Here is a 3,826-nt window from a genome sequence, read left to right as displayed (position 1 = left end):
TGCCCAGCCTGCCGCTGGCCGTATCCGACGCGGCGGAGAGCTTCTGGACGGCGGCGCACTGGTATCTTGCCTATGCCGGCATCGCGCTTGTCGCGCTGCACATACTGGCGGCATTGCGCCACCATTTCTGGCTGCGCGATAGCGTGCTTGCGCGCATGATCACGCCTTCGTCAGGTGAGGAATAGAACGGCATCGTCATTCGTTGGTGAGGCGAGAAGGCAGCAATGCGCTGCCTCAGCAAAAGGACCATCCCCATGCATGCGCGGATCCTCGGATACGCGGCCGTTGCTGCTTGCCTTGCCATGCCTGTTTACGCGGCAGTGGCGCTCAGCGACGCCGCCGGCAGCTACACGATCAGCCCGGCCGCATCGAGCATCCGTTTCACCATCGGCAAGGCCGGCGGCGGCGGGTTCGACGGCGCCTTCGCCCGCTTCAAGGGCAGCATCCGCATCGATGACGCCAATGTCGAACGCTCGCAGGTCAACCTCACCATCTATCCCGAGAGCGTCGGCACCGGCCAGAACCGCATCGATGCCTTCCTGCGCTCCGACGCGGTGTTCGACAGCGCCAACAGCCCGGAAATCCAGTTCCGCTCGACCAGCGTGACCCGTACCGGCGACACGACGGCCTTGGTCACCGGCCGGCTGACGGCGCGCGGCAAGACGTTTCCGGAAAAATTCACCGCCGAGCTCAGCAGCCTCAAGGCCGGCACGATCAAATTCCACGTCACCGGCAGGGTGCTGAGGTCGCGCTACGGCATGGATGTCGGCACGCCGATCTATTCCAACGTCGTCAACTTCGACATGACGCTGACGGGCAAGAGGGGCTAGTTCCAAGCTCGCCCCCCTCGGGTTCGTCATCCCAGGGCGAAGCAAGGAGCGAAGCGACGCGCGCAGACCCGGGGATCCATTCCGTGATGCTAAGGCGTTGCAACGGTTACAGAATTCTGCACCGTTGCACCTTACGTCACAGGTCACGGAATGGATCCTCGGGTCAAGCCCGAGGATGACGAAGACGCTTTGTGACCCGCGTCTGCGATTGGCTTTTCCCCTGAATTGGGGCACACCTCCATGATGCAATTCGACATGGAGAAGCGTGATGTTCCGATGGGGTGTTCTGTCGACGGCCAAGATCGGCCGCGAGCAGCTGTTGCCGGCGATCGTCGAGGCGGAGAACGGCGTCCTGTCGGCGATCGCCAGCCGCGATCTGGCGAAAGCCCGGGCGCTCGCCGACCGTTTCGGCGCGCCGCATGCTTTCGGCTCCTATGAGGAACTGCTCGCGTCGAAGGACATCGACGGCGTCTACATCCCGCTGCCGACCTCGCAGCATGTCGCATGGACGGCGAAGGCGATCGTAGCGGGAAAACATGTGCTGGTCGAGAAGCCGCTGGCGCTCGACGCCAAGGACATCGCGCCGCTGATCCAACTGCGCGATGAGAAGAAAGTGCTGGTGTGCGAGGCCTTCATGGTCATCTACCACCCGCAATGGATCAAGGTGCGCGACCTCATCGCCAGCGGCGCCATCGGCCGGCTGCGCCATGTGCAGGGCGCGTTCTCCTATTACAATGTCGACCCCAAGAACATGCGCAACCAGCTCGACCTCGGCGGCGGCGCGCTGCCCGACATCGGCGTCTACCCGACGGTGTCGACACGCTTTTCGACCGGCAAGGAGCCGCAGCGCGTGCAGGCGACGATCGAGCGCGACAAGACCTTCGGCACCGACATCTATTCCTCGATCCGCGCCGATTTCGGCGACTTCGAACTGTCCTTCTACCTGTCGACGCAGATGGCGGCGCGGCAGGTGATGGTGTTCCACGGCGAGAAGGGTTTCATCGAGGTGTTCTCGCCGTTCAATGCCGGGCTCTACGACCACCATCGGGTCGAGTTGCACAACCAGAACCACACCGAGGCGCAGGTGTTCCGCTTCCCCGGCACGCAGCAGTACCGGCTGGAGGTCGAGACCTTCGCCAGGGCGGCGCAGGGCGGCAAGGAGCGCGTCTTCACGCTGGAGGAATCGGTGCTCAACCAGAAGGTCATCGATGCCATCTTCCGCGCCGGCGGCAAGGACGGCTGGGAAGCCGTCTGACCTCTGCATTAAGAAAGCCGGCTAATCCTGGGAGGAGAAATGGCTGACGCGGACGTGATCATTGTCGGCGCGGGGCTGGCCGGCCTCGTCGCCGCGGCCGAGCTGGCCGAGGCCGGCAAGAAGATCATCATCGTCGACCAGGAACCGGAGCAGTCGCTGGGCGGCCAGGCCTTCTGGTCGTTCGGCGGTTTGTTTCTGGTCGATTCGCCGGAGCAGCGGCGCATGCGCATCCGCGATTCGCACGATCTCGCGCTGGAAGACTGGATGGGCACCGCGGCTTTCGACCGCGCGGAAGATTTCTGGCCGCGCAAATGGGCCGAGGCCTATGTCGGCTTTGCCGCCGGCGAAAAGCGTTCCTGGCTGATCGAACGCGGGCTGAAATTCTTTCCCGTCGTCGGCTGGGCGGAACGCGGCGGCGGCAATGCCATCGGCCACGGCAATTCGGTGCCGCGCTTCCACGTCACCTGGGGCACCGGCCCCGGCGTACTCGAACCTTTTGTCCTGCGTGTGCGGGAAGCGGAGAAACGCGGGCTGGTCCAGTTCAAATTCCGCCATCGTGTCAATGAGCTGACGCGAACGGGCACGACCGTCGATGGCGTGCGCGGCGACATCCTCGAGCCAAGCAGCGTCGAGCGCGGCCGCAAGAGCGCGCGCGACATCGCCGGCGATTTCGAACTGCACGCGCAAGCGGTGATCGTCGCCTCCGGAGGCATCGGCGCCAATCACGAGCTGGTGCGCAAGAACTGGCCGCATCGGCTGGGTACCGCGCCCAAGCGGATGATCACCGGCGTGCCCGACCATGTCGATGGCCGCATGCTGGCGATCACGGAGGCGGCCGGCGGCTCGATCATCAACCGCGACCGCATGTGGCACTATGTCGAGGGCATCAGGAACTGGGCGCCGATCTGGACCGACCACGCGATCCGCATCCTGCCCGGCCCGTCGTCGCTGTGGCTCGACGCGCGCGGCAAGCGCCTGCCGGTGCCGCTCTATCCGGGCTTCGACACGCTGGGCACGCTCAGCCACATTATGCGCACCGGCTTCGACTATTCCTGGTTCATCCTGACGAAGAAAATCATCCAGAAGGAGTTCGCGCTGTCCGGCTCCGAGCAGAACCCGGACCTGACGGGCAAGAGCTGGCGCCAGGTGCTGGGCCGCGCGACGTCAGGCATTCCCGGCCCGGTCAAAGCCTTCATGGAGAAGGGCGAGGATTTCATCGTCGAGGCCGACCTTTCGACGCTGGTCAAGCGCATGAATGCGCTGGCTGGCGGCGAGCCGCTGCTCGATGTCGCCGAGGTCGAGCGCGAAATCCGCGCCCGCGACCGGCAGCTCGACAATCCGTTCTCGAAAGACATGCAAATCACGGCACTGCGCGGCGCCCGCGCCTATATCGGCGACAAGCTGATCCGCACCACCAAGCCGCACAAGATGCTCGATCCGGCGAACGGCCCGCTGATCGCGGTGCGGCTCAACATCCTCACCCGCAAGACGCTGGGCGGCCTGCAGACCGATCTGGACAGCCGCGTGCTCGATGCCGGGGGCCAGCCGGTCCCCGGCCTCTATGCGGTCGGCGAAGCCGCCGGCTTCGGCGGCGGCGGCGTGCATGGCTATGCCGCGCTGGAAGGCACATTTCTCGGCGGCTGCATCTTCTCCGGCCGCAGCGCCGGGCGGGCGGCGGCCAAGGCGGTCGCCTGAGGGAAGACCGGCCCCCGCAGGCGCGGACGCCGTACCAGGGTCAACC

General features: G+C 65.4%; 4 protein-coding genes. All 4 read left to right on the top strand.

Annotated elements, in window-relative coordinates; all coding sequences use genetic code 11:
- Nucleotides 1–185: cytochrome b/b6 domain-containing protein (locus EN742_RS27560; protein WP_189375638.1), on the top strand; the 185-nt coding region annotated here is incomplete at its 5' end.
- 69 nt (nt 186–254) lie between these two features.
- On the top strand, nt 255–830 hold the full coding sequence (locus tag EN742_RS27555) for a YceI family protein (RefSeq protein WP_126057146.1): 576 nt from the start codon (nt 255–257) through the stop codon (nt 828–830).
- A gap of 268 nt (nt 831–1,098) precedes the next feature.
- A complete protein-coding gene (locus EN742_RS27550; RefSeq protein ID WP_126057147.1) occupies nt 1,099–2,085 on the top strand; it encodes a Gfo/Idh/MocA family oxidoreductase in 987 nt (328 codons plus the stop codon).
- 39 nt (nt 2,086–2,124) lie between these two features.
- Entirely contained in the window at nt 2,125–3,780 is a 1,656-nt protein-coding gene (locus EN742_RS27545; protein WP_126057148.1) for an FAD-binding dehydrogenase, read from the top strand.
- The last annotated feature ends 46 nt before the right edge of the window (nt 3,781–3,826 follow it).

Origin of the sequence: Mesorhizobium sp. M4A.F.Ca.ET.020.02.1.1, from assembly GCF_004022645.1 — a bacterium.
Taxonomy (GTDB): Bacteria; Pseudomonadota; Alphaproteobacteria; order Rhizobiales; family Rhizobiaceae; genus Mesorhizobium.
The sequence above is the reverse complement of the archived record's forward strand: the minus strand, read 5'-3'. Positions and strand labels throughout refer to the sequence as shown.

Coding starts and splice junctions, on each gene's coding strand:
- EN742_RS27555 (WP_126057146.1), top strand. CDS start 255: ATGCATGCGCGGATCCTCGGATACGCGGCCGTTGCTGCTTGCCTTGCC.
- EN742_RS27550 (WP_126057147.1), top strand. CDS start 1,099: ATGTTCCGATGGGGTGTTCTGTCGACGGCCAAGATCGGCCGCGAGCAG.
- EN742_RS27545 (WP_126057148.1), top strand. CDS start 2,125: ATGGCTGACGCGGACGTGATCATTGTCGGCGCGGGGCTGGCCGGCCTC.